Source organism: Paraburkholderia sp. BCC1885 (assembly GCF_900996235.1).
Taxonomy (GTDB): Bacteria; Pseudomonadota; Gammaproteobacteria; order Burkholderiales; family Burkholderiaceae; genus Paraburkholderia.
Genome location: NZ_CAAJGM010000091.1, coordinates 1 through 522 on the forward strand (window position 1 = coordinate 1; position 522 = coordinate 522).

Genomic DNA, 522 nt, shown 5'->3' on the forward strand with positions numbered 1-522 from the left:
TCGGCGTGTTCCGGCTGCTCGCCTTCGCGCTGATCGTTTTCTCGAACGACGCGAAGTTCGCGTCGACCGGGCGCCACACGGCGCTCGTGACGATCGACGGCGAGATCGCGGCAGGCACCAACGCGAACGGCGAAGACATCAATACGGCGCTCGACGCCGCGTTCGACGACGACGGCGCGGCCGGCGTCGTGCTGCGGATCAACAGCCCGGGCGGCAGCCCGGTGCAGGCCGGGATGGTCTACGACGAGATCCGCCGGCTGCGCACGAAATATCCCAACAAGCCGCTGTACGTCGTCGTGACCGACATGTGCGCATCGGGCGGTTATTACATTGCGTCCGCCGCCGACAAGATCTTCGTCGACAAGGCGAGCATCGTCGGCTCGATCGGCGTGCTGATGGACGGGTTCGGCTTCACGGGCCTGATGGGCAAGCTCGGCGTCGATCGTCGTCTGCACACGTCGGGCGAAAACAAGGGCTTCTACGATCCGTTCTCGCCCGAGACGCCGAAGATGGACGCCCATG

Annotated in this window: 1 protein-coding gene; it reads left to right on the plus strand. The window is 65.5% G+C overall.

All coding sequences use genetic code 11. The features are described 5' to 3' along the window. Positions 1-522 (plus strand): S49 family peptidase (locus FQ755_RS07610; protein WP_260858397.1); only part of this gene is annotated, 522 nt, incomplete at both ends.